Origin of the sequence: Streptomyces sp. NPDC016562 (assembly GCF_043076955.1) — a bacterium.
GTDB lineage: Bacteria > Actinomycetota > Actinomycetes > Streptomycetales > Streptomycetaceae > Streptomyces.
On the sequence record NZ_JBIBRZ010000008.1, the window covers coordinates 277,067 to 296,555 of the forward strand.

The following is a 19,489-nucleotide window of genomic DNA, read 5'->3' on the forward strand; positions in this document are numbered from 1 at the left end:
GTCATGGGCACCAACGAAGACCTCCACGCAGGCCTCCACGAAGTCCCCGAGGACAGGGCCGTCATGCTGGTCCGGGACGCGATGGACCGTACGACCTCGGACCTCCCCCCGCTCCCCGACCTCGTGGGCGCCGCCCGCACCCAGGGCCGGCGCCGCCGGGCGCGCGCCCGGTTCGCGATCGGCGGGGCGGTGCTCACCGTGGCCGCGCTCGGCGTGGCCGGAGCCGTGGCCCTGCCGGCCGACGAGAGCGGCCCGCAGGGCTCCGGGCAGGTGAACGTGGCCGCGCCTCCGCCGTCGCCGTCGTCCTCGCCGTCGTCCTCGCCGTCGAGCAGCGGGCCGCTGCCGCCGGTGCACCTCGAACCATCCCCGGGCGGCGACTCGATGGCCGACCTGCCCCCGGCCCAGCGGGCCAAGCAGGAGAACTTCCAGAACCAGGCCGTACCCGTGCTCCAGAGCCTGCTACCGGCGACGATCGGCACGGTCCAGCGGACCGACCTCAGCGTGAACATGTACCAGGGCAGCAAGGACGGCAAGACCTTCACCATCATCTTCTCGGTCCGTCCGGCGGGTCCGGACACCTCCGGGAAGGGCCCGGACTGCGTGACGACGAAGGGCCAGGTCTGCAAGAGCGCCACCCTGCCCGGTGGCATCGAGGCCATGTCCGCCACCTCGCCGATCAACAACGGCAACGTCACCGAGACCCGGCTCCACTTCCGCTACGGCAAGAGCACCGTCTCCCTGGTCATCAACCCGCACGACGAGTCGAACACCTCGGCACCGGTCACCAACGACCAGCTCCTGGACGTCGCCAAGGCCCCCGCTTTCCTCGACCTGGTCAAGGCCGCCGACGCCAACCCGGTGCAGAAGGAACAGAAAGCCGTCCCCCTGGGCTGACGGATCCGCACCCCGGTGCGCAGGAGCCCGGACCGATCGGGATCGGCCCGGGCTCCTCCACTCCCCCGAACAACCGCACGCGGGCGTCAGCCCTTGACGCAGATGACCTGCTTCAGCTTCGCCACGACCTGCACGAGGTCGGTCTGCTGGTCGATGACCTGCTCGATGGACTTGTACGCGCCCGGGATCTCGTCCACCACGCCGGAGTCCTTACGGCACTCCACGCCCTTGGTCTGCTCCGCCAGGTCCCGCGCCGAGAACTTCTTCTTCGCCGCCGTCCGGCTCATCTTCCGGCCCGCGCCGTGCGAGGCCGAGTTGAAGGACTTCTCGTTGCCGAGGCCCTTCACGATGTACGAGCCCGTCCCCATGGAGCCGGGGATGATCCCGTAGTCACCGCTGCCGGCCCGGATCGCGCCCTTGCGCGTGACCAGCAGGTCCATGCCGTCGTACCGCTCCTCCGCCACGTAGTTGTGGTGGCAGCTGATCTCCCGGTCGAAGGAGACCTTCGCCTTGCGGAACTCCCGCCGGACGACCTCCTTGTACAGGCTCATCATCGCCGCGCGGTTGTACTTGGCGTACTCCTGCGCCCAGAAGAGGTCGTTGCGGTAGGCGTCCATCTCCGGGGTCGCCGCCAGGAACACCGCCAGGTCGCGGTCGACCAGGCCCTGGTTGTGGTCCAGGCTCCGGGCCACGGAGATGTGGTGCGCCGCGAGCTCGTTGCCGATGTTCCGGGAGCCGGAGTGCAGCATCAACCAGACCGAACCGGACTCATCCAGACAGAACTCGATGAAATGATTACCGGAACCGAGCGTTCCGATCTGCTTCGTGGCACGTTCCTGACGGAACTTGACCGCATCGGTCAGGTAGTCGAAGCGCTCCCAGAGCCTCTCGTACCCGTCGACCGAGAAGCCGTACAGGCGCGACGGGTCCACGGCCTCCTGGTGCAGGCCCGCGCCCACCGGAATCGCCTGCTCGATCTTCGAGCGGAGCTTGGACAGGTCGCCCGGGAGGTCGTTGGCCGTCAGGGACGTCTTCACCGCCGACATGCCGCAGCCGATGTCCACGCCCACCGCCGCCGGGCAGACCGCGTCCTTCATGGCGATCACCGAGCCGACCGTGGCGCCCTTGCCGTAGTGGACGTCCGGCATGACGGCCAGGCCCTTGATCCACGGGAGCGTGGCGACGTTGCGCAGCTGCTGCATCGCGCCGTCCTCGACCGACGCGGGGTCGGTCCACATCCGGATCGGGACGTTCGCCCCGGGCACCTCTACATACGTCATACGGATCAATCCCCCGGAAACCACACGAAGCTCGGAAAGCTCACTAAGTTCAGATTACGCAAAAGCCTCGCTCTTGATCCCAAATACGACAGGGGACCGGCGCCAGCACCAGCGTGTGCGATAGACATTGTGTCCATCCGCGCCCAAGTCGCGGCAACGCATTTTCCTGACCGTCGGGGGTCCGCCGGTCGAAGGGAGCCAGTGGACGTGCAGCGCAAGGCGGTACGGCGAGGATCGCGGGTCCTGCCAGGCATCGCGGTGCTGGTCGCGCTCGCGGCCGGGGCGGCCGGTCTGACCGGGTGCACCGGCGGGAGCGGCGGCGGCAGCCCCAGCGACTCGAAGGTGGGCGGCAGCACGCCCGCGCCGGCCCAGCCCGGGAAGTACCGCAGCCTGCCCGCGCCCTGCAAGGCCGGTTTCGACAGCAAGAAGCTCAAGGCCATGCTCCCCGCCGCGCCGACCCTCACCCCCGAGCAGCGCGACCAGCTGTACGCCGGCGTCGCGGACGCCTCGTACGACGGCGACCGGCACGTCGGCTGCCGCTGGACCGCGCAGACGCCCGAGGAGACCCGGCTGCTGTCGGTCGGCTTCGAGCGCGTGGTCTCGTACGACCGGGCCGCCTCCAGCGACGACGACAAGGCCAAGCAGGTCTACGTGCGCCGGCTCACCGACGCGCACCTGCCCTTCCCCGGCCCCACCGGGAGCCCGACCCCCACCCCCGCCGGCGCCACCACTCCGCCGCCCGCGGCCCCGCCCGCCGCCGGTACGCCCTCGCCCGGCGCGCCCTCCCCCGGCGCACCCTCCCCGAGCACGAGCACGAGCCCGGCGCCGCCGGTCGAGCTCGGATCCCGCGTGCTGGAGGACCTCGGCACCCAGGCCTTCATCGAGGACAAGCTGAGCCCCGCCGGGGCCACCGCGGCGCAGACCCGGACCGTGCGGATTGTGTTCCGCACCTCGAATGTCATCGTCACGGTCGAGTACAGCGTGCAGCCCGCCCTGCCCGGTACGGTCCCTCCGAGCGCCGAAACCCAGGACAGGGCACGGCAGTTGGCACAGGCGCTGGTCGAGCGTTTCAACGAGTGAGCGGGGCGCGCCGCGCCCCGGCGTGACGGCGCGCACAGCACGCGCACGCCCGCTCGGGCTACCGTTGCCAGGGTCCCGCGCCCGAAACAGCGCCCGAGACGGCGCCCCAGACGGCGTCCGAACGGGCTCCGAATGACCGCCCGAAGCAGGGTCCGCACCAGACCCACGAACGTACCGAAGGAATCATGCACCGATCAGCCTCGCGCCTCACTCGCGTCCTCGCCTGCGCAGCCGTCCCGGTGATCCTCACCGTCGCCGGGTGCTCGTCCGACTCGGGCAAGGACTCGGGCTCGAACAGCGGCAAGAAGTCCGATTCCTCCTCTTCGGCCAAGCCCAACGCGAAGTCCTCCGCCGCGCTGGAAAAGGCGGCGTTCGCCACGCTGCCGGACCCCTGCAAGTCGGTCCAGACGGCGACGATAGAAAGCCTCGTCCCGGAGGCGAAGGACAAGAACGGCTCGGCGATGAAGTCGAACGACCTGACCACGCGCGCCAGCTGCTCGTGGAACGGTCTGGACGAGGACGGTCTGAAGGGCTCGCAGTACCGCTGGCTCTCGATCTCCCTCTTCCGCTCCGACTCGCACGCCTCCCTCGGCGGCGCCAACAAGCGCGCCGAGGAGCAGTACAACAAGCAGCTGGAGGCGGCGAAGGCCACCGAGGGCGCGCAGGACGTGAAGGCCGAGCCGGCGGGCGGCATCGGCGACCAGGGCACGTCGGTCGTCTACACGGCCAAGAAGGACGCGGACTTCTTCAACACGACGATCGTGGCGCGCACCCAGAACGTGGTGGTCACGCTCGACTACAACGGTGCGGCGTACGAGGGCGCGGGCGCTCCCGACCAGGCCAAGCTGCTCCAGGACGCGATCACGGCGGCGAAGGAAGTCGTGGCCTCGGTCGACGCCGCCAACCAGAAGCCGGCCGAGCAGCCGCAGTCGCCGCAGCCCCAGCAGTGACGGCGGCTCCACGGCGGGACCTCCTGGAACCCTGACATCCAGTCACCCGTACGCTGTGCCTGCTGCGGCTTGGTAAAGGCTCGGTAAGCAAGCAGCGCAGCGCCAGCACGCAGTACTCAGCAAGGGGAGGGGATCGCGGGTGGCCGCGATGCAGCTGACTCGTACGCACCGAATACTCATCGGCGTCGTCGTCGCGGGAGCCGTGATCATCGCGGGCATCGGCTTCGCCGGCTCGTACGCCGCGGTGCGCACCCTCGCGGAGCAGAAGGGCTTCGGCAACTTCTCGCTGGTGTTCCCCATCGGTATCGACGCGGGCATCTGCGTGCTGCTGGCGCTCGACCTGCTGTTGACGTGGATGCGCATCCCCTTCCCCCTGCTGCGTCAGACGGCGTGGCTGCTGACGGCGGCGACGATCGCGTTCAACGGTGCGGCGTCCTGGCCGGACCCGCTGGGCGTCGGCATGCACGCCGTGATCCCGATCCTGTTCGTGGTGACGGTCGAGGCCGCCCGGCACGCGGTCGGCCGGATCGCGGACATCACCGCGGACCGGCACATGGAGGGCGTGCGCATCACGCGGTGGCTGCTGTCCCCGCTCCCCACGTTCAAGCTGTGGCGCCGGATGAAGCTGTGGGAGCTGCGCTCGTACGAGCAGGCGGTGGCCATGGAGCAGGACCGGCTGATCTACCAGGCCCGCCTGCAGGCGCGGTACGGGCGCTTCTGGCGGCGGAAGGCGCCGGTGGAGGCGCTGATGCCGCTGAAGCTGGCCCGGATCGGCGTGCCGCTGAAGGAGACGGCTCCGGAGGCGCTCGCGGTGACGGGCATCGAGCCGGCGGTACTGGCGCCGCTCGCGCGGCAGGACCCGGCCGCCTCGGGCCCCGCCCCGGGCGCCTTGGAGCTCGCCCAGCAGCCCGCGCAGTCCCCGTTCCCGTCGGGGTCCCCGTCGCCGTCGCCGTCCGGGTCCGCGTCGGGGCCCCTGGTCCCGCCGGCCGCCGCGACGCACGCGCCGCCGCCCTTCGCGGTGGAGCCGACGGCGATGCCCGCGGCCCACAACAGCGCCTGGTTCGCGGCGCCGCTGGCGCCGCAGGCGGCGTACGAGGGCGGTTACAACCCCCAGTACGTCGAGGGTCTGGAGCCGACCCCGGTGCTGCCCCCGATGGGCCCGGAGGAGCAGCAGCAGGTGCAGCCCGACGTCCCGATCCCGGCTCCCCGCCAGGAGCACGCCCAGCCGGACCTTGGTGCGCAGGCCCAGGCCCAGCAGGCCGGCGCCCCCGAGGCCCCGGAGGAGGGTCCGGCGACCCCGGACGAGGCCGAGTTCGCCGAGGTGGCCTACAAGGTGTTCTGCGCGCTGGCCGACGAGAAGCAGGACTGGCCGTCGGTCGAGGCCCTCGACATACACCTCTCGGACGGCTACGGCGTGACCCACCCGCGCAGCGGTTCCCTGCTCCGCCGGATGATCCCGTCGTTCAAGCAGCGCTACAACAAGGACCGCGAGGCCGAGCACATCGCGTAGCAGCGGCGCCGGCAGCCGGTACGTGGAAGGGCCCGCACCCCCGAGGGGTGCGGGCCCTTTGACGTAAGTGCTTTACGCGACTCAGACCGCGAGCAGCTTGCGCACCCGGTCGGCGCCGACCGCCAGCAGCAGCGTGGGCAGGCGCGGACCGGTCTCCCGGGTCACGAGCAGCCGGTACAGCAGCGCGAAGAACGTCCGCTGCGCGACCTTGAGCTCCGGCGTCGGCTTGGCGTCGGGCTCCAGCCCGGCCATGACCTTCGGCACGCCGTAGACGAGCGTGGTCAGCCCGTCGAGGGACCAGTGGGAGTCGAGGCCTTCGAGGAGCAGGCGCAGCGACTCGCGGCCCTCGTCGTCCAGGGACGACAGGAGCTCCGTGTCCGGCTCCTCGCGTACGAGGGTCCGCTGGTCGGCGGGGACCTGGGTGGTGATCCAGTTCTCCGCGCGGTCCAGGCGCGGCCGTACCTCGTCGAGCGAGGTGAGCGGCTTCTCCGGCTCCAGGTCGCTGAGGATCCGCAGGGTCTGCTCGTCGTGCCCGGCGGTGATGTCCACGACCGAGGCGAGCGTGCGGTACGGCATCGGCCGCGGGGTGCGCGGCAGCTCGCCGGCCGCGGTGCGCACGGCGCGGCTGTGCGCGGCGGCGTCGGCGGGCAGGACGGAGCCGTCGGCGACCTTGGCCTCCAGCTTGTCCCACTCGTCGTAGAGCCGCTGGATCTCCTGGTCGAAGGCGATCTTGAAGGACTGGTTCGGGCGGCGGCGCGCGTACAGCCAGCGCAGCAGCTGCGGCTCCATGATCTTCAGGGCGTCGGCCGGGGTCGGGACCCCGCCCTTGGACGAGGACATCTTCGCCATGCCGCTGATGCCGACGAACGCGTACATCGGTCCGATCGGCTGCTCGCCGCCGAAGATGTGCACGATCTGGCCGCCGACCTGGAAGGACGAGCCGGGCGAGGAGTGGTCGACGCCGGAGGGCTCGAAGATCACGCCCTCGTAGGCCCAGCGCATCGGCCAGTCGACCTTCCAGACGAGCTTGCCGCGGTTGAACTCGCTGAGCTTGACCGTCTCGGTGAACTCGTCCTCGGTGCAGACGTAGGTCATCTCGGTCGTCTCGTCGTCGTACGAGGTGACCTTGGTGAAGTCCTTGCCGCACTCGCCGCAGTACGGCTTGTACGGGAAGTACCCGCCCTCGCCGGTGCTGCCGTCGTCCTCGGCGGCGGCGCCGGAGCCCTCGGCGGCCTCCAGCTCGGCCTCGTCGACCGGCTTCTGCTGCGGCTTCTTGCCGCCCGGCTTCTGCTTGGTGCGGTACTGGTCGAGGATCGCGTCGATGTCGCCGCGGTGCTTCATCGCGAACAGCACCTGCTCGCGGTAGACACCGGTCGTGTACTGCTCGGTCTGGCTGATGGGGTCGTACTCGACGCCCAGCTCGGCCAGGGCCGCGGTCATGGCGGCCTTGAAGTGCTCGGCCCAGTTCGGGTACGCCGATCCGGCCGGGGCGGGCACGGCGGTCAGGGGGCGCCCGATGTGCTGGGCCCACGACTCGTCGACGCCGGGGACGCCCGCAGGAACCTTCCGGTACCGGTCGTAGTCGTCCCAGGAGATGAGGTGGCGGACCTCGAAGCCCCGGCGGCGGATCTCGTCCGCGACCAGGTGCGGGGTCATGACCTCGCGGAGGTTGCCCAGGTGGATCGGGCCGGAGGGGGAGAGTCCGGACGCGACGACGACAGGTTTGCCGGGTGCTCGGCGCTCCGCCTCGGCGATGACCTCGTCCGCGAAACGGGAGACCCAGTCGGTCTCGGTGCTGCTCTGAGCCACGACACGTCCTTCTATCTCGAATGCTGGCTTCAGCCATTCTCCCAGACGGAACGGGTCGCTCCGAGGTTGCTTTTCGCACGGGAAACGGGTTGCCCCCACGTGGGATACTCGGCACTTGTCGGAACAACCAAGTGCACCCACCGGCACGACCTCACAGGAACGGCAGCTCATGGCCTCGGTCCCTTCCCTCGCTTCCTCCGTCAACCAGCGCGTCGCGGACGCCCTTGCCTCCGCCCTGCCGGAGGCCGGTGGCGCGGACCCGCTGCTGCGACGAAGCGACCGGGCCGACTTCCAGGCCAACGGCATCCTGGCGCTCGCGAAGAAGGCGAAGGCCAACCCGCGAGAGCTGGCGACGACGGTGGTCGAGGGCATGGCCACCGGTGACCTGATCCAGGAGATCGAGGTCTCGGGTCCGGGCTTCCTCAACATCACCATCACCGACAAGGCGATCATCGAGACCCTCGCGGCGCGGGCGGGCGACGACCGCCTCGGCGTCCCGCTCGCCGCGAACCCGGGCACCACGGTGATCGACTACGCCCAGCCGAACGTCGCCAAGGAGATGCACGTCGGCCACCTGCGCTCCGCCGTGATCGGCGCCGCGATGGTCGAGATCCTGGAGTTCACGGGCGAGAACGTGGTCCGTCGCCACCACATCGGCGACTGGGGCACCCAGTTCGGCATGCTCATCCAGTACCTCCTGGAGCACCCGCACGAGCTGGACCACAAGTCGGACGCGGAGGTCTCCGGCGAGGAGGCCATGTCCAACCTGAACCGCCTCTACAAGGCCTCGCGCGCGCTCTTCGACTCCGACGAGGAGTTCAAGACGCGGGCCCGGGCCCGGGTGGTGGACCTTCAGGCGGGCGACCCGGAGACCCTGACCCTCTGGCAGCGGTTCGTGGACGAGTCGAAGATCTACTTCTACTCGGTCTTCAACAAGCTGGACATGGACATCCAGGACCCCGACGTGATCGGCGAGTCCGGCTACAACGACATGCTGGTCGAGACCTGCAAGCTGCTGGAGGAATCGGGCGTCGCCGTCCGCTCCAACGGCGCGCTGTGCGTGTTCTTCGACGACGTCAAGGGCCCGGACGGCAACCCGACCCCGCTGATCGTGCAGAAGTCGGACGGCGGCTTCGGCTACGCGGCCACCGACCTGTCGGCGATCCGCGACCGCGTGGGCAGCCTGGGCGCGACCACGCTGATCTACGTGGTCGACGCGCGGCAGTCCCTGCACTTCAAGATGGTCTTCGAGACGGCCCGCCGGGCGGGCTGGCTGGGCGACGACGTCAAGGCCGTCCAGCTGGCCTTCGGCACGGTCCTCGGCAAGGACGGCAAGCCGTTCAAGACCCGCGAGGGCGAGACGGTCCGGCTGGTGGACCTGCTGGACGAGGCCATCGACCGCGCTGCGGCCGTCGTGCGGGAGAAGGCCCAGGACCTGTCCGAGGCCGAGATCGCCGAGCGGGCCGAGCAGGTCGGCATCGGCGCGGTGAAGTACGCGGACCTGTCCACCTCCGCCGCGCGCGACTACAAGTTCGACCTGGACCAGATGGTCTCGCTCACCGGTGACACGTCCGTGTACCTCCAGTACGCGTACGCCCGGATCCAGTCCATCCTGCGCAAGGCCGGGGCCGCGCGGCCCGCCGCCCATCCCGAGCTGGCCCTCGCCCCGGCCGAGCGCGCTCTGGGCCTGCACCTGGACCACTTCGGCGAGCTGATCGCCGAGGCGGCCGCGGAGTACGCCCCGCACAAGCTGGCGGCGTACCTGTACCAGCTGGCCTCGTTCTACACGACCTTCTACTCGGAGTGCCCGGTCCTGAAGGCCGAGACCCCCGAGCAGGTCGAGAACCGGCTGTTCCTGTGCGACCTGACCGCCCGCACCCTCACCAAGGGCATGTCCCTCCTCGGCATCCGGACCCCCGAGAAGCTCTGACATCCGGACTCCGGACAGAACGCACCAAAGGTCAACGACCCCGGCAGCCCCTGCCGGGGTCGTTGGCGTTTCGTGATGTTCAAGCGGTCAACTTTCACCCCGACCCCCTTAATCTGATCATGTTCAAAAACTGTATGGGGGGAACAAGTGAAGAAGAACATCAAGCGCATGGCCGCGGTCGCCGCGGTCGCCGTGGCCGGACCGACCATCCTGACCGCCACGCCCGCCATGGCCGCCGACCAGCCGGCCGTGATCGTTCCCGACGTGGCGCCCAAGGACGACGCCACCGCCGACGCCGGTGGGCCGACCACGCCCGTCGCCGAGAAGCCGGGCGCCGACGAGCCCGTCGCGGACAAGCCGGCGCCCGCCGTCGAGTCGCCCGCGCCGACCACCCCGGCCCCGGCGCCCGTCGAGCAGCCCGCGAAGGACGCCAAGCCCGCCGCGGACGGGCAGCACGCCGCTTCCGACGGCATCATGATGGGCCCCGACGTCACTGTCGCGGGCATCCCGAAGCAGGGCTTCAAGCCGGGCGGCGACTGGACCCAGCTGAAGGTGACCGTCGACAACTCGGGTGGCGACCGGGTCAACGGGCTCCAGCCCCGCCTCTCGGTCGACAAGGCCGGCGGCAAGCTGAAGGCCAGCCACTACGCGATCGAGACCCGCATCGTCCGCACGGACGGCAGCAGCTACTGGACGCCCGCCACGGCGCTCGGCAGCGCAGCCGACGACAGCAGCATGAGCGACTACTTCATCGGCACCGTCGGCACCCTCGGCCGCGGCGCGAGCTATGACCTCGACGTGCGGATCCGCTTCACCGCGGACGCCCCGCGCATCAACTTCGACATGTCCTCCGACGCCGTGAGCATCAGCGCCGACGGCTGGAAGTACGGGCCCAGCAGCTGGTACGACGCCAAGGTCGAAGGCGCCGAGGACGGCGAGGAGGACCCGTTCGTCGAGGGACCCGCGCTGACCGTGAACGGCGTACCGGAGACCGTCAAGGCCGGCGGCGACTGGACCAACCTGTCCGTCCACGTCGACAACTCCGGCAAGAAGGCCCTGGACGGCTTCAACGTGGGTCTGGTCCTCGCCCGCCCGGACTGGGTCCCGATGAAGGGCTCCCAGATCAAGGTCGAGGTCCTGAGCAAGGACAAGAACGGCAAGGCCGGCTGGCACGAGGCCGAGATCCGGTCCGAGGAGGAGGGCGTGTTCCTCGGCTTCGACCTCGCGGGCGGCCCCGTCGCGGCCGGCCAGAGCTTCGACGTCCAGGTCCGTCTCCGTCTGACGGCCGACGCGCCGCTCGGCGACCTGCGCATCTCCTCCTGGGGCTCGTCCCAGGTCGGCCCGGAGACCCCGAAGCCGTGGGCGCAGTCGCGCTCCCAGTCCCGCCTGACGAAGATCGTCGCCGCCGACCCGGCCACCGGTGACGAGGGCAACCAGCCGAAGCCGGACGGCGGCTCCAAGCCGATCGTCGACGACACCACCGGTCACGCCGGCGGCGAGCTCGCCGCCACCGGCGCCGACGCGGCCACCACCTGGGCCCTCGGCGGCGCGGGCCTGGCCCTCGCCATGGGCGCCGCGCTGGTCGCGGGCACCGGCCGCCGACGCCGCGCCACCGCCTGATCCGACACCACGGCTCGCGCCGCGCCCCGCCAACGCGGCGAGGCGCGGCGCGGGGCGGCAAAGGCCCGGCAAGATCCGGAAGGGACGGCCTGGCACGCACGCCCACCGTCCACCCGAACGGCCCGGTTCGGTGCGTACGGCACGGGTAGGGGACGGCCCGTCCTTCCCCCCTCCGAACGGGAGAACCCCCGTGCCCGACAAGAACGGCCCCTACAAGCCCGGCACCCCGTGCTGGATCGACCTGATGGTCCCCGACCAACAGGCGGCCCTCGACTTCTACTGCGGCCTCTTCGGCTGGCAGGGCGAGATCGGCCCGCCCGAGCAGGGCGGGTACTCCGTCTGCACCCTCAAGGGCAAGCCGGTCGCCGGCATCATGAAGGCGATGAACCCGGACGGCAGCATCCCCGACCCGATGCCGCCGACGGTGTGGACGACGTACCTGTCCACCGACGGCATCGACTCCACCCTCAAGTCCGTCACCGCCGAGCGGGGCGAGGTCATGATGGGCCCGATCGACGTCATGGACCTCGGCCGGATGGCCGTGGCCGCCGACCCGACCGGCGCCGTCTTCGGCCTGTGGGAGCCGGGCACCTTCCCCGGCGCGGGCATCGTCAACGAGCACGGCGCGCTGATCTGGAACGAGCTCAGCACCGGCGACACCGAGGCCGCCGGAGCGTTCTACTCCGCCGTCCTGCCGATGACCCCGGCCGTCTCCGAGGAGGACGGCGACCAGCCGTACACGGAGTTCAAGGTCGGCGGCCACGTGGTGGCCGGGATGATGAGCCTGGACCGGATGCCGCCGGGCACGCCCCCGAACTGGCTGCCGTACTTCCACACCGACGACGTGGACGCCACCGTGGCCGCGGCCGGCGAGGCGGGCGGCAAGGTCATCGCCCCCGTCTTCGACACGCCGGTGGGCCCCATGGCCGTCCTGGGCGACCCGCAGGGCGCGCCGTTCGCGGTGATCACGGTGCGCGAGCCGGACCGCCCCGCCTGACGCAGCCCGCGCGGCGGCGGCCGCCGCCGCTCAGCGCAGCTCGCACCACACCACCTTGCCCGGCGCCCGGGGCAGCACCCCCCAGGCGTCGGCAAGGCCGGCCACGAGCGTGAGCCCCCGCCCGAGCGGGCGCCCGGTCAGCCGCGACAGCCCGGGCCCGCTGTCGTGCACCTCGACCCGGACGGTCCCGTCCTCGAAACCGAACAGCCGCAGCAGGTACCCGCGGCCGCGCGGGACCCCGTACCGCAGCGCGTTGGTCGCGAGTTCGCTCACGCAGAGCAACATGTCGTCGAGGCGTTCGGTCGCCCCCCATGCCCGCAAGGTGTCACGTGTGAAGTGCCGTGCAGCTGCGACGGATCGGGGTGAGCGCAGGTAAAGACGCTCGCGCATGAGCGCCGCCTGAATAGTTGGATTCACGGGATGATCGTCGCGTTCCGTGACTAGCGTGTGACTGAGCGCCGACCCGTACTCCTTGATGAGTACGGGTCGGCGCGGGGTAAAGCAGGAGCACGGGTGGGGAGTTCACCGTCATGCCACCGAGGAAACGAGCACGGCCCAACGCGACGACCATGAAGATGGTCGGCTCGCAGGTGGCCGCCGCCCGCATCGCCAAGAACCTGACCCAGAGGCAGCTCGGAGAGCTGGTGAACCTGGACGCCGAGACCATCGCGTCGATCGAGCAGGGCCGTCGGGCGCTGATGCCGAACGTCGCGGAGCTGATGGACCACCATCTCGGCCTGCCGGGCCTGCTGACCCTGGCGGCCAGGGGCATGCCCGAGGTGGACGCGACACCGCCGTGGGCGGAGGAGTACATGGACCTGGAGTACACGGCGATCGCCATCTCCTGGTTCGACAACCAGGTCGTACCGGGTCTGCTCCAGACGGAGAACTACGCCCGGGCCGTGTTCCGGTGCCGCGTCCCGGCCCACCCGGAGGCCGAGGTCGAGGCGCTGACCGCCGCGCGGATCGCCCGGCAGGAGATCCTGCGGCGCACCACGCCGCCGACTTTGAGCTTCGCCGTCTCGGAAGCGGTCCTGCGTGATCGGCTCGGAGGCGACGAGGTGTACGCGGAGCAGCTCCGGCACCTGCGCGCGTGCGCGGATCTGCCGGACGTGAGCCTCCAGGTGATGCCCCTGGGCCGCACCACACACGCGGGCCTCAACGGGCCGTTCATCCTCCTGGAAACCCCGGATCACCAGCACCTCGGCTACACCGAAACACAGCGCGGCAGCCAGCTCATCTCGGACGCCGATGAGGTCAGCATCCTGGCGCGCAAGTATGCAATGCTGCGGACTCAGGCCCTCAACACCGAGCAGACGCGGGGCCTGTTGGACCGCCTGCTAGGAGAGACATGAGCGCCACGACCGCACTGAAGTGGTTCAAGTCCAGCTACAGCGGCAGCGAAGGCGGCGCCTGCCTGGAAGTGGCCCTCGTCTGGCGGAAGTCTTCGTACAGCGGCGACGAAGGCGGGGCCTGCGTGGAGATGGCCGAGGGGGCGACCCAGGTCCACGTGCGGGACAGCAAGGTCACCGACGGCCCGGTCCTCGGTCTGGCGCCCGCCGCCTGGGTCGCGCTCACGGAGTGGACCGCCCGCTGACGGGCTCCCTGCGGAGGGAGCCCGTCAGCGGGTCAGCCGTGTCGTCGCCCGGCCGCCCGAACCCGCCCGGCTCAGCGATTGAGCGGGTAGGAGTGGCGGCCCGTCGCCTCGTCGATCTCCGAGTGGGCCTTCTGTAGCAGCTGCGACGCGAGATCCATGAGCGCACGGGCGCCCGCGATCTCTTCCCCGACCCTCAGCTGTTCCGGGTCGGAGGGATGACGCAGGGCATAGCCCCGCGCCCTGATCTCGGAGCCGTCCCCGAGTCTGACCAGGGCCGCCGCACTCGTGCGGTGGCCCTCCTCGGTGAATTCGAGCTCCACATGCCACCCGACCAGCGTGGACATGGTGCATCACCTCCAGGGGGTCACCCTCCCCTCCAGGGTGCGCCCGCAGGGCAGGCGGCGCTAGCCGGACGCCCGCCGGGCCGCGAGCCCTCAGCCGCCGGTCAGAGCCGCCGCCACCGCCAGGAACCACGCCCCGTACGAGAACGGCTCGGGCGGGTTGACCTCCATGCCGAGTTCCGCCGCGGCCAAGGCGTAGTCGCCTTCGTCCAGCGGCAGGGCGATCAGCTCGTGGAGCTCACCGACGAGGCGGGCGACGAGCTGGGGGTCGGTGGTCGCGGCGTAGTCCGCGACGGCCGCCTCGTGGTCGGGGAACTCGTCGACGATGTCCTGCGAGAACCAGCCGCCCAGCAGCTGCGCGGTCTCCGGGAACCGCGCGTGCCACTCCCAGTGGGTCTGCGGGGTCGCCGGCGGCGGCACCTCCCCGTCCTCCACGCTCTGCTTGAGGTGGTCGGCGAGCAGCAGGAGCCAGTCACCGATCGCGGACTGCGGGATCCCGACGTCGGGGACGGCGTAGAACTCGCCGAGGTCGATCCGCAGGCGTCCCGGGGGGTTGCGGCTGTACTCGCGCAGCTGCCGCTCCGCCTCCGCGATGGCCCAGGGCCGGGTGTGCCAGGTGTGGCGCAGATAGGCGTCCAGGGCTCGGCTGCGCCGCTCGGCGGTGTCGTCGGCGCTCTGGCCGAGGTAGGCGCGCAGGACCTGATCGAGCTCGCCGTAGCGGCGGTCGTGCTCAAGGGGCTTCATGGACACGGTCGCACTGCCTCTACGGGTAGAACGGGACGGTGGTCTGTACGACGAACCCGTACGGGCTGTCGGGCTCCCGCCGCAGGACGACGCGCGCGGCGCGGACGTCGAGCGGCTCCTGTCCGGCGAGCAGCATCGCCTCCAGCAGCACCCGCCCGACGGGCTCCTCACGGGACGGCCAGGCGGCCTCGATGGTGAGGCGGGCCCGCGTCCCCTGGGCGAGCCAGCGGTGGATGACCTGCTCGTTGGCGGTCACCACCTGCTGGGTGGCCCACTGGGCGGTCTCCCGGTCGGGGTAGGTGGCGGATCGGGTCAGCATCGGATCATTGTCTCAATTCGCGTTGAACGACCAGAAGACCCCGACCTCGTCCGCGGACACCGCGATCAGGCCGAGATCCATCATGTAGCCGGTGAAGGGATGGCCGCCTTCGAGGTCGCCCGCCAGGAAGTCGGGCGCGTCGCAGGTGCGGGCGAGGTCGGAGGAGGTCCAGAACGCCGCCTCGGGACCGAAGCGGTCCAGCACGGTCCGGGCGTCCGCGAGCACCGCGTCGCGGTCCTCCCGCGACCGGACCGGGGAGCCCTCGAAGAACCACTCCTGCGAGAGCGAGGCGAGCAGCTCGACGGCGGCGCCGGCCGTGATCGGCCGCAGCCCCGCGCGGAGGTCCTCGGCGGCCGTCACACGGAACGGGTAGCCGGGGCAGCCGGCCTCCCAGCCCTCCTGGAACGTCTCCGAATCCAGGGCGAACCAGCCCCGCGGGTCGGCGACGGACCGCTCCATGACGGCGAGGACGTCCTCGGCCCAGTCCCCGTGCAGCCGCGGACCGCTCCTGGCGAAGACGAAGACGTCCTCCAGGAGCCGTAGCAGCGCAGCGTCCCAGGTGGCGGCCTCGGCGGGTCGGGTCGGCATGGAATCCTCCTCTCAGGCTCAGCAGTCGAAGGTCCAGAACAGCCCGACCTCGGTGTCGGAGACGATGACCAGGCCGGCGTCCTCCATGTAGCAGGTCATCGGGAGATAGCCCCAGTGGGTCGCCCCGAAGTCCAGCGTGCCGTTCCCGGCCGCACCGACGGTGACATTGGTGTAGCAGGTGAACGTGTCCCCGTAGCGGGCGAGGATGGTGCGGGCCAGGTCCTGCAGCTCTTCGAAGCTCTCACTGAACCTTTCGAGGTTCCGCAGGGTGCAGCCGCCGTCGGTCAGTGCGAGCAGGAGATTCTCGGCGCTCGCACGGTCGATCTCGTGCAGCCGTTCCCCGATGTCGGCCGGGGTGAGCCGGCGCAACGGATCGTCCCTGAAGGCCGGGAGGCAGAAAGGAAAGGCGGGCCCTTCCGTCGCGCGCTCGTTCGCGTTGTCGTCGAGCCCGGCCCATCCGCGCGGATCGGGGACGGCGCGTTCCATGACGGCGAGCACGTCGGTGTGCCAGTCCTCGTGCGTGCGCGGACCGGTGGCACTGAACGTGAACGCGTCCTCGTAGAGGTGCCGCACCGCCGCTTCCCAGGACGTCTGGTCAGGGGACATTTCTTCCTCGCAGAGCTCAGACGTCGCCGAATGCCCAGAACAGCCCGACCTCGGTGTCGGAGACCACGACCAGGCCGCAGTCCTCCCCGTAGAAGGTCATCGGCGTCCATCCCATGGGTTTCCCCCCGAAGTCCAGCCTGCCTGTGCGCCTGGCTTGGCCGAGGTTGCTGTGACAGGTGAACGTGTCCCCGTAGCGGCCGAGGATGGTGCGGGCCATGTCCTGCAGCTCTTCGAAGCTCTCACTGAACCTTTCGAGGTTCCGCAGGGTGCAGCCGTCGTCGGTGAGTGCGAGCAGGAGATTCTCGGCGCTCGCACGGTCGATCTCGTACAGCCGTTCCCCGATGTCGGCCGGGGTGAGCGGGCGGGACGGATCGTTGCTGAAGGCCGGACGGCCGAACGGGACGGCGGGGTGCTCCGCAGTGCGTTCGTGCGCCACCGGGTCGATCCCCGCCCAGCCGCGCGGATCGGGGACGGCGCGTTCCATAACGGCGAGCACATCGGCCCGCCAGTCCTCGTGCCTGCGCGGACCGGTGGCGATGAACGCGAACCCGTCCTCGTACAGATGCTGTACCGCCGATTCCCAGGACGCCTGGTCGATGGACATCTTCGAAGAGCCTTTCTCACTTGCTGGGCATGGACGTCATGACGGTGAACGGAGGATTGCGGCTGCTGTCGTACCTGAGCCTCGTCTCGATGCCCGTCACATCCTGCGCCTCGGCTTTGATGCCGCCCGTCTTGTATCCGGACAGCGGATCGGCCGGATTGGTCGGCTGCTTGCTCACACTGCGGCCGCTGGGCTCGCCATTGGGCGTCGTCGACGTGAAGGGCTCCACATCCCCCTCGCCCGGTGGCGGCGGACCCTTGATCCACGCTTCGATCGCTGCGGTGTTCTGGTTGAGGTTGTACTGGGTTAGTTCCTGCGCCCGCTGATAGGTCGGGAAGGACGAGGAGGCGCTCGGCTTCGGCTTGCCGTACGGCCAGGCCTGGGTCGGGCCGTTCTGCTGCTGGTCGCGCAAGCGCTGCGCCAGCTGCTCGTCCGTCTTGCCCACGTGCTTGTCCAGCGTGTGGCCGTCCGCCATGTACTCGTTGGCGGCCAGGTCGAGCGTGTACTTGCCGGTGGCCGAGTCGATCTTCAGCCAGGTCTGCGAGGTGGTCTTGAAGTCCTCCAGGGCGCGGGCGCCGAAGCCGTGGGCGCGGGCGACGCCGGCCTCGAACTTGGGCGCGCTGCGGTGCGCTTCGTCCAGGACGTCCTGGAGCGCGTCCATGCGCGTGGTGAGGCCGTCCACGATGCCGGTGTACTTGTCCACGATCCGGTTCAGCTTGGCCTTGTCCAGCTTCAGGACCGTGTTGACGTCGAACTTCAGCAGCATCCCGGTGACCCCGCCGACGCCGCTGGCCACGCTGGTGACGGCGCCGACGATGGTCTTGAGGCTGGGCTTCTCCTTGGCCTTCTCGATGTCGTCGATGATGCTCGTGGCGGCCTCCCTCATGGCCCGCTTGAGCTCTTCGAAGACGTCGTGGTTCAGCTCGACGGCGGCTTCCGCGTACTCGCGCAGGCAGTCGCTGATCTTGACCGCCACGTCGTTCAGCACGCTCATCACCGGCTGGCTGCCCGTGGCCACCTTGGCGCCGTGCGGACCGGTGGTGTGCGCCCACTGGTAGCCGTGCCGGGACTGGCCCCAGTCCGTGCCGCCCCACAGCGCACTGCAGAACGTCCGCATGGCGGCCTCCCAGTCCGCCCGCTGGTGGTTGGTGATCTGGCCGACGGCCATGGTCAGTTCGTCCGCCGCGCCGGTCACGACCGTCGAGACGTTCATCCAGCTGTGGCAGTGGGAGTTGAGGTAGTGCTGCTGCGGGAAGGGGTGTACGTCCGCCACCTTGCCGACGCGGAAGATGTTCTTCGCGACGGGCTGGAGGACGTCGCGGACGATCTCCGGTATGCCCTCCATCGCGCCGCGGAGCAGGTCGTCGCCACCGTCGTCGTCACCCCACTTGATGTCGGGGACGCTGCCGAACTTGGGCTCCTTGTCGATGACCGTGGGCAACGGGCGCTGCTCGGGGGCCTTGCCGGGCTTGGGGTGGGCCGCCGCGTCGGCCTTGGTGTAGGCGTTGGCGGTCTCCGTGAAGCCGACGGCGACGCCGCCGACGCTGACCACGCTCTTGGCCCACACCTCCAGCCAGCGGTTGCCGATCTTCTTGTAGGACTGCGCGAACTTCTCGGCCTGAGGACCCGCCCCGCCGGCGTCCGGGTACTCCTGCAGCTCCTTCACGAGCGTGTTCCCACCGCGCACCATGGGGTCCTGCGCCCGCGCGACCCGGCCGGAGACGCTCCAGACGAGCGACGGCTTGACGTCGATGTTGCCGGCTCCCGCGGGCGGCTGCGCCGGGCCGGGGCCCGGGGTCGGTCCCGCCATCAGGCGCCGCCTCCCCAGCCCTGGAGCACGGACTTGTTCGCCGCGGCGTAGTTGAGGTGCCCCTTGACCACGACCTCGTGCAGCCACGCCTGCGCGGCTTTGAGGTCCTGGGCCGAGCGGTCCCATTTGTCCAGCTCGTCGATGAAGGCCTCGCGGGCCTCGCCGTCCCAGCTCAGCACGGCCTTCTTGGCCCGCCCGTACAGCAGCTCCAGCTTCTCGTTGAGGTCCTTGAGGATCTCCTCCAGGTCCCCCGACAGGCGCTGCAGGGTGGCGAAGTCAACGGTGATCCGGTCGTCTTCCGACATGGTGGTGCTGATCCCCCTGCTCTCAGATGTCCTGCAGTCGGCTGTGCGGAGCCGCCGGCGCCGGGTCCGGCACGGTCAGCTCGGCGGCGGCCGCGGCCACGTCCTCGCGGCTCTGTACGCGCTTGAACGCGGCCAGGACCTCCAGCTCCTGGGCGGTGAAGCCGTCACGCGAGGCCCTGGTGGCCTCTTCGAGGAGGGAGAGCACCTGCCGGATCCGCACGGCGTCCTCGGCGGCCCCCCGGTGCAGGGCGCGGTACGCGGTGGCCGTGGGCCCCTGCCAGCCCGCCGCGATGCTGTCGACCACCCGGTCCATCTCGCGGATCTGCCGCTCCAGATGGCCCTGCATCTGATCGAGATCGTCCGCGAGTTTGGTGAGGCCGTCCTCCGAGACCCTGAGATCGCCGTCCTGCATGTCCACCTCTCTTCGGCGCTGCCGTGCCAAGTACGCACGTACGCCTACGAGGTTCGCAGGTCATCGAGCCGGGCACCTGAGTACGCGCACTCA

At 70.3% G+C, this 19,489-nt stretch carries 21 protein-coding genes; 9 read left to right on the forward strand and 12 right to left on the reverse strand.

What is annotated here, in order from left to right; translation table 11 throughout:
* Positions 1-3: 3 nt before the first annotated feature.
* Positions 4-894: a hypothetical protein gene (locus ACF059_RS28565; RefSeq protein ID WP_392062460.1), complete on the forward strand. Its 891-nt coding sequence runs from the start codon at positions 4-6 to the stop codon at positions 892-894.
* Positions 895-980: 86 nt separating this feature from the next.
* Here the strand turns inward: ACF059_RS28565 and ACF059_RS28570 are convergent, their stop codons facing one another.
* On the reverse strand, positions 981-2,174 hold the full coding sequence (locus tag ACF059_RS28570; protein ID WP_392062463.1) for an RtcB family protein: 1,194 nt from the start codon (positions 2,172-2,174) through the stop codon (positions 981-983).
* A gap of 207 nt (positions 2,175-2,381) precedes the next feature.
* Here ACF059_RS28570 and ACF059_RS28575 point away from each other — a divergent pair, with 207 nt between their 5' ends.
* The 3 genes from ACF059_RS28575 to ACF059_RS28585 all read left to right on the forward strand — a co-directional run bounded on the left by ACF059_RS28575 (position 2,382) and on the right by ACF059_RS28585 (position 5,714).
* Positions 2,382-3,254 carry a DUF3558 domain-containing protein gene (locus ACF059_RS28575; protein WP_392062466.1) on the forward strand — a complete coding sequence of 291 codons (873 nt, stop codon included), beginning with the start codon at positions 2,382-2,384 and terminating at the stop codon, positions 3,252-3,254.
* 185 nt (positions 3,255-3,439) lie between these two features.
* Entirely contained in the window at positions 3,440-4,204 is a 765-nt protein-coding gene (locus ACF059_RS28580) for a DUF3558 family protein (protein ID WP_366865980.1), read from the forward strand.
* Positions 4,205-4,343: 139 nt separating this feature from the next.
* Positions 4,344-5,714 (forward strand): DUF2637 domain-containing protein, encoded by a 1,371-nt coding sequence (locus ACF059_RS28585; RefSeq protein WP_392062469.1) that lies wholly within the window; start codon positions 4,344-4,346, stop codon positions 5,712-5,714.
* Positions 5,715-5,795: 81 nt separating this feature from the next.
* On the opposite strand, the gene lysS is transcribed toward ACF059_RS28585, so the two are convergent.
* Positions 5,796-7,523 carry a lysine--tRNA ligase gene (gene lysS / locus ACF059_RS28590; protein WP_360901274.1) on the reverse strand — a complete coding sequence of 576 codons (1,728 nt, stop codon included), beginning with the start codon at positions 7,521-7,523 and terminating at the stop codon, positions 5,796-5,798.
* A gap of 169 nt (positions 7,524-7,692) precedes the next feature.
* Between lysS and argS the strand changes: the two genes are divergently transcribed.
* From argS to ACF059_RS28605, 3 genes are all read left to right on the forward strand, one after another.
* The gene (gene argS, locus ACF059_RS28595; protein ID WP_392062472.1) at positions 7,693-9,453 is read left to right on the forward strand and encodes an arginine--tRNA ligase; all 1,761 of its coding nucleotides are present in this window, start codon (positions 7,693-7,695) and stop codon (positions 9,451-9,453) included.
* A gap of 147 nt (positions 9,454-9,600) precedes the next feature.
* Positions 9,601-11,073: a hypothetical protein gene (locus tag ACF059_RS28600; protein WP_392062475.1), complete on the forward strand. Its 1,473-nt coding sequence runs from the start codon at positions 9,601-9,603 to the stop codon at positions 11,071-11,073.
* Between the two features lie 190 nt (positions 11,074-11,263).
* Positions 11,264-12,070, forward strand: coding sequence for a VOC family protein (locus ACF059_RS28605; RefSeq protein ID WP_392062478.1), 807 nt, complete (start codon positions 11,264-11,266; stop codon positions 12,068-12,070).
* Between the two features lie 30 nt (positions 12,071-12,100).
* Here the strand turns inward: ACF059_RS28605 and ACF059_RS28610 are convergent, their stop codons facing one another.
* On the reverse strand, positions 12,101-12,460 hold the full coding sequence (locus ACF059_RS28610; protein WP_392062481.1) for an ATP-binding protein: 360 nt from the start codon (positions 12,458-12,460) through the stop codon (positions 12,101-12,103).
* A gap of 140 nt (positions 12,461-12,600) precedes the next feature.
* Here ACF059_RS28610 and ACF059_RS28615 point away from each other — a divergent pair, with 140 nt between their 5' ends.
* Positions 12,601-13,425 carry a Scr1 family TA system antitoxin-like transcriptional regulator gene (locus ACF059_RS28615; RefSeq protein WP_392062484.1) on the forward strand — a complete coding sequence of 275 codons (825 nt, stop codon included), beginning with the start codon at positions 12,601-12,603 and terminating at the stop codon, positions 13,423-13,425.
* Positions 13,422-13,667 (forward strand): DUF397 domain-containing protein, encoded by a 246-nt coding sequence (locus ACF059_RS28620; protein ID WP_392062487.1) that lies wholly within the window; start codon positions 13,422-13,424, stop codon positions 13,665-13,667. The genes ACF059_RS28615 and ACF059_RS28620 overlap by 4 nt, the downstream gene beginning before the upstream one ends.
* Positions 13,668-13,738: 71 nt before the next feature.
* Here ACF059_RS28620 and ACF059_RS28625 read toward each other — a convergent pair whose 3' ends face one another.
* From ACF059_RS28625 to ACF059_RS28665, 9 genes are all read right to left on the reverse strand, one after another.
* Positions 13,739-14,011: a DUF1876 domain-containing protein gene (locus ACF059_RS28625; RefSeq protein WP_392062490.1), complete on the reverse strand. Its 273-nt coding sequence runs from the start codon at positions 14,009-14,011 to the stop codon at positions 13,739-13,741.
* Between the two features lie 90 nt (positions 14,012-14,101).
* Entirely contained in the window at positions 14,102-14,758 is a 657-nt protein-coding gene (locus ACF059_RS28630) for a contact-dependent growth inhibition system immunity protein (RefSeq protein ID WP_392062494.1), read from the reverse strand.
* Between the two features lie 13 nt (positions 14,759-14,771).
* The gene (locus tag ACF059_RS28635) at positions 14,772-15,071 is read right to left on the reverse strand and encodes an RNase A-like domain-containing protein (protein WP_209470104.1); all 300 of its coding nucleotides are present in this window, start codon (positions 15,069-15,071) and stop codon (positions 14,772-14,774) included.
* 12 nt (positions 15,072-15,083) lie between these two features.
* A complete protein-coding gene (locus tag ACF059_RS28640; protein ID WP_392062497.1) occupies positions 15,084-15,659 on the reverse strand; it encodes a hypothetical protein in 576 nt (191 codons plus the stop codon).
* Positions 15,660-15,677: 18 nt separating this feature from the next.
* A complete protein-coding gene (locus tag ACF059_RS28645) occupies positions 15,678-16,265 on the reverse strand; it encodes a hypothetical protein (protein WP_392062500.1) in 588 nt (195 codons plus the stop codon).
* A 16-nt stretch (positions 16,266-16,281) separates the two neighbouring features.
* Entirely contained in the window at positions 16,282-16,869 is a 588-nt protein-coding gene (locus ACF059_RS28650) for a hypothetical protein (RefSeq protein ID WP_392062503.1), read from the reverse strand.
* 16 nt (positions 16,870-16,885) lie between these two features.
* Complete coding sequence (locus ACF059_RS28655; protein WP_392062506.1) at positions 16,886-18,679, reverse strand: RNase A-like domain-containing protein; 1,794 nt, start codon at positions 18,677-18,679, stop codon at positions 16,886-16,888.
* Positions 18,679-18,984, reverse strand: coding sequence for a WXG100 family type VII secretion target (locus ACF059_RS28660; protein ID WP_366865996.1), 306 nt, complete (start codon positions 18,982-18,984; stop codon positions 18,679-18,681). The genes ACF059_RS28655 and ACF059_RS28660 overlap by 1 nt, the downstream gene beginning before the upstream one ends.
* A gap of 22 nt (positions 18,985-19,006) precedes the next feature.
* Complete coding sequence (locus tag ACF059_RS28665; RefSeq protein ID WP_361948018.1) at positions 19,007-19,396, reverse strand: WXG100 family type VII secretion target; 390 nt, start codon at positions 19,394-19,396, stop codon at positions 19,007-19,009.
* Positions 19,397-19,489 lie beyond the last annotated feature (93 nt).